At 73.0% G+C, this 4,042-nt stretch carries 5 protein-coding genes; 1 reads left to right on the plus strand and 4 read right to left on the minus strand.

Annotation, left to right across the window (positions count from 1 at the left end):
* Nucleotides 1–137: 137 nt before the first annotated feature.
* Together JHD21_RS21210 and JHD21_RS21215 are read right to left on the minus strand one after the other, a co-directional pair.
* The gene (locus JHD21_RS21210) at nt 138–752 is read right to left on the minus strand and encodes an HAD-IA family hydrolase (protein ID WP_292679461.1); all 615 of its coding nucleotides are present in this window, start codon (nt 750–752) and stop codon (nt 138–140) included.
* A gap of 3 nt (nt 753–755) precedes the next feature.
* Nucleotides 756–1,538 carry a 3'(2'),5'-bisphosphate nucleotidase CysQ gene (locus JHD21_RS21215; RefSeq protein WP_292679462.1) on the minus strand — a complete coding sequence of 261 codons (783 nt, stop codon included), beginning with the start codon at nt 1,536–1,538 and terminating at the stop codon, nt 756–758.
* Between the two features lie 176 nt (nt 1,539–1,714).
* Between JHD21_RS21215 and JHD21_RS21220 the strand changes: the two genes are divergently transcribed.
* On the plus strand, nt 1,715–2,413 hold the full coding sequence (locus JHD21_RS21220; protein ID WP_292679464.1) for a response regulator transcription factor: 699 nt from the start codon (nt 1,715–1,717) through the stop codon (nt 2,411–2,413).
* Here JHD21_RS21220 and pth read toward each other — a convergent pair.
* On the minus strand, nt 2,403–2,996 hold the full coding sequence (gene pth, locus JHD21_RS21225) for an aminoacyl-tRNA hydrolase (RefSeq protein ID WP_292679465.1): 594 nt from the start codon (nt 2,994–2,996) through the stop codon (nt 2,403–2,405). The genes JHD21_RS21220 and pth overlap by 11 nt on opposite strands.
* 41 nt (nt 2,997–3,037) lie before the next feature.
* A complete protein-coding gene (locus tag JHD21_RS21230; protein WP_292679467.1) occupies nt 3,038–3,730 on the minus strand; it encodes a 50S ribosomal protein L25/general stress protein Ctc in 693 nt (230 codons plus the stop codon).
* Nucleotides 3,731–4,042 lie beyond the last annotated feature (312 nt).

Consider the following 4,042-nt stretch of genomic DNA (forward strand, 5'->3'; position numbering starts at 1 on the left):
TCATGCACTCCTCGTGCCCGGGCAGGTTGGGGTCGCCGTCGAGGTCGACGTAGCCGAGCACGGGCTTCCACCACTCGGAGAGCTCGTAGGCGTTGGCGCAGTCGATCGTGGTGTGCGAGATGAAGGCGGTCACGGGGTCACTCTGCGCCCAGGAGGCCGTGCCGCGCGAGCGCCTTTCGCAGTGCCTCGTGCCCGTCCCGGGTCGTCCACTGCTCCGCCTCCATGCCCAGCCCCCGCGCGGTGTCGATGTTGGGCCTGGAGTCGTCGACGAGGAGGCACTCGCCCGCCGTCGCGCCGAGGCCGGCCAGCACCGCGGTGAAGTAGTCCGGCGACGGCTTGGCGGCGCCGACCTCGCAGGAGTACCAGCACGAGTCGAACAGCTCGTCGTAGCCGAGCTCGTCGCGCATGTACGCCGCGCGGTGCTGGTGCTGGTTGGTCGCGAGGTGGACGGCGTGCCCGGCCGACCGGAGCCCTCGCACCAGGTCCACCACCACCGGGTCGACCTCGATGGTCAGCCACACCTGGCGGTGCAGCTCCAGCAGCGGCGTCCGCACGCCGAAGGTGCGCAGCCGCTCGCCGAGGGCGGCCGGGAAGTCACCGCCCGAGGTGAGGTAGGGGGCCTCCGCCTCGAACGCCGCGACGAGACGCTCGTCGGTGGTGCCGCCGAGCAGCCGCCGGGCGACGTCGACGAAGCCACCGGGATGCCGTTGCAGCACCCCGTCGGCGTCGAGCAGGACGTGCCGGACGCCCATGCCTCAGACGCCGTGCTCCTCGACGAACGCCAGGATCTGGCCGGACAGCTCCGGGCGGCACACGATGAGGTCGGGCAGGTAGACGTCGTCCTGGTTGTAGCGCAGCGGCGACCCGTCGATCCGCGACGTGAACAGCCCGGCCGCCCGGGCGACCGCGACCGGGGCGGCGGAGTCCCACTCGTACTGGCCGCCGGCGTGCACGTAGGCGTCGGAGACGTCGCGGGCCACGGAGATCACCTTGCAGCCGGCGGAGCCCATCGGCACCAGCTCGGCGTCGAGCTCCCGGGCCAGACCGTGCACGAACTCCGGGGGCCGGCTGCGGGACACGGCGATCCGGGGCCTCTCCGAGGTCCGGGGAGGTACGACGGGCGGCGCGCCGGTCTGGAAGGTCTGCCCGAGCACGGGCTGGGCGACGGCCCCGGCGACCAGGTCGTCGGCAGCGCGTTCCCACAGGGCGACATGGACCGCCCAGTCGTCGCGGGGCGGCTCGGAGAACTCGCGGGTGCCGTCGAGCGGGTCGACGATCCACACCCGGTCGGCCTCCAGCCGGCGGCGGTCGTCCTTGCCCTCCTCGGAGAGGACGATGTCGGCGGGCCGGTGCTCGGCCAGCAGCAGCATGAGCAGCTCGTGAGCGGCCCGGTCGCCGGCGTCCTTGAGGTCGCGGCCGGTCAGGCCCTGCTCGCGCACCTCCAGCAGGAGGCGGCCGGCCTCCTCGGCCAGCCAGGCGGCGAGCGCGTGGTCGTCGGTGGCGGTCGTGGACGGCGGCGTACCGGGCTCGAAGGTCACCCCGCAGACCCTAGTGCCGACCCCAGGGTCGGGTTCCGTTCCCCGATTCTTGGTATATGGTGCGCGAATCGTAGGAACGCGTCGGGGGGCGCGGGCACGCGGGGGTGAGCTGATCGCGGCGTGGGCGTTGCTCCCCGGGTTTCTCCCTGGTCGACGAACCCGGAGGTGGCTGTCACATGGCCTCGAACGCAGCACGTGGCGACGTACGCGTCGTCATCGTCGACGACCACGTCTCGATCGCCGAGGCGCTCGAGCTGGCGTTGAGCGTGGAGGGCTACGACGTCCGTCGGGTGGCGGTGCCCGACGCTCCGGCCTCCCCGGCCGCCCTGGTGTCCGCGATCGCGCGGCTCCGGCCGACGGTGGTGCTGCTCAACCTCGACCTCGGGCCGTTCGGAGACGGTGCGCCGCTGGTGGCGCCCCTGGTCAAGCGGGGCGCGCAGGTCGTCGTGCTGACCGGTCAGACCGACCGTGCCCGCTGGGGCGAGGTGCTCGCCCACGGCGCCCGCATCGTGCTGTCGAAGTCGCAGCCGCTCAACGACCTCCTCGCCACCGTGCGGCGGATCCACCAGGGCATGCCGGTCCTGGACCGGCGCGACCGCGACGAGCTGGTCGACGCCTGGCTGGAGCGGCGCACCCACCACGGCGTCGTCCAGGACCGGATCGGCCTGCTGACCTCACGTGAGCGCGAGGTGCTCGGCGAGCTCATGCGGGGTCACGCGGTCCGCGAGATCGCGGCCCGCGGGGTCGTCTCGGAGGCCACCGTGCGCACCCAGGTCAAGTCGATCCTGGGCAAGCTCGAGGTCTCCTCGCAGCTGGCCGCGGTGGGGCTGGCCCACCGGGTGGGCTGGCGGGCGCCGGAGGCCGTCAGGAATTGAACCGCTGCTGGGTGCGCTCGAGCCCCTCGGTGACCAGCGTCTCCACGGCGTCCGCGGCCCGGTCCACCTCCAGCGGCAGCAGCTTGCGCTCGGCCGCGGAGTAGCTGGAGAGCACGAAGTCCGCGGGGTCCTGGCGACCGGGCGGCCGGCCGATCCCGACCCGCACCCGGTAGAAGTCGCCGGTGCCGAACGAGGAGCGCAGCGAGCGCAGCCCGTTGTGCCCGTTGTCGCCGCCCCCGAGCTTGACCCGGATCGACTCGAACGGGATGTCGAGCTCGTCGTGGACGGCCACGACCCGCTCCGGGGGGACGCCGTAGAAGCCGGCGAGCGCCTTCACCGGCCCGCCGATCTCGTTCATGTAGGACCGGGGCCGCGCCAGCACGACCCGCGGCGCCTCGACGCCGGGTGGGGCGAACCGTCCCTCGAGGACCTCGGCACGTCCTGACTTGTGGGCGCGCAGCGGCGAGCCCTGGCGTCGGACCAGCTCGTCGACCACCAGGTAGCCGACGTTGTGCCGGTGCCCGGCGTACGCCGGCCCGGGGTTGCCCAGGCCGACGACCAGCCAGGCCTCGGTGCCGTCCATCGCAGCGCTGTCCTCGCGGTCCTTCGAGCGACGGCGGAAGATCACTCGCCCGCGGAGTCGCCCTTGTCGGCGTCGGAGCCCTCGGCGGCCTCGCCGGCCTCCGCAGCGGCCTCGATGTCCGCGTCGGACTCCTCGCGCTCGATGCCGGCCTCGGCCTCGGCCTCCTCGAGCTCGGCCTCCAGCGCCTCGGCGCTGACCTGCTCGGTGACGTTGACGATGAGCGTCTCGGGGTCGACCAGCAGGGTCGTGCCCTCGGGGAGGTCGAGGTCGGACGCCAGGATCTGGGTGCCGGCGCCGGCGCCCTCGACGGAGACCTCGATGAACTCGGGGATGTGGGTGGCCTCGGCCTCGACCTGGACGGTCGAGTTCTCGGTGACGACCAGCGTCTCGCGCACGGCCTCGCCCACCACGTGGATCGGGATGTCGACGGTGACCTTCTCGCCACGGCGGACGGCGACGAAGTCGATGTGCTCGAGCGTGCGGCGGATCGGGTCGACCTGCACCTGCTTGGTCAGCGCGAGCTGGCTGCTGCCGTCGATGTCGAGGTCGAGCAGCGCGTTCGCGCCGCCGTGCTTGAGCGCCATCATCGTGTCGTGGCCCGGCAGGGTCAGGTGCACGGGGTCGTTGCCGTGGCCGTAGAGGACGGCGGGGATCTTGTCGGCCCGGCGGATGCGGCGGGCCGCGCCCTTGCCGAACTCGGTGCGGGTCTCGGCGGTGATCTTCTCGGTGGCCATGTCGGCTCTGCTCCTGCTGGTTGTCGGTCTACGTCGGGGGCTCTCGACGACTTGATCGGAGCGCGCACCCTGACGGGCCGGCCCTGTCGATCACGGAGACTGCCGCTGGTGCTGCGGTCTCCCTCGCCGAGGCAACCCGATGACTCTACCCACGCGCGCGGACCGGTTCCCAATCGTCGGGGATCCTGTGCTGGTGCGCACCGCTGCCCTCCTGCTCGCCGCCCTGGTGCTGACGGCCTGCTCGGGCCCGGCCGACGAGCCGGCCGACGCCGCTCCGTCAGCGGCAGGGACGCCCACGCCGAGCCCGGTGCC

The organism is Nocardioides sp. (assembly GCF_016462705.1).
Classification (GTDB): domain Bacteria; phylum Actinomycetota; class Actinomycetes; order Propionibacteriales; family Nocardioidaceae; genus Nocardioides.

Coding starts and splice junctions, on each gene's coding strand:
- JHD21_RS21220 (WP_292679464.1), top strand. CDS start 1,715: ATGGCCTCGAACGCAGCACGTGGCGACGTACGCGTCGTCATCGTCGAC.
- JHD21_RS21210 (WP_292679461.1), bottom strand. CDS start 752: ATGGGCGTCCGGCACGTCCTGCTCGACGCCGACGGGGTGCTGCAACGG.
- JHD21_RS21230 (WP_292679467.1), bottom strand. CDS start 3,730: ATGGCCACCGAGAAGATCACCGCCGAGACCCGCACCGAGTTCGGCAAG.
- pth (WP_292679465.1), bottom strand. CDS start 2,996: ATGGACGGCACCGAGGCCTGGCTGGTCGTCGGCCTGGGCAACCCCGGG.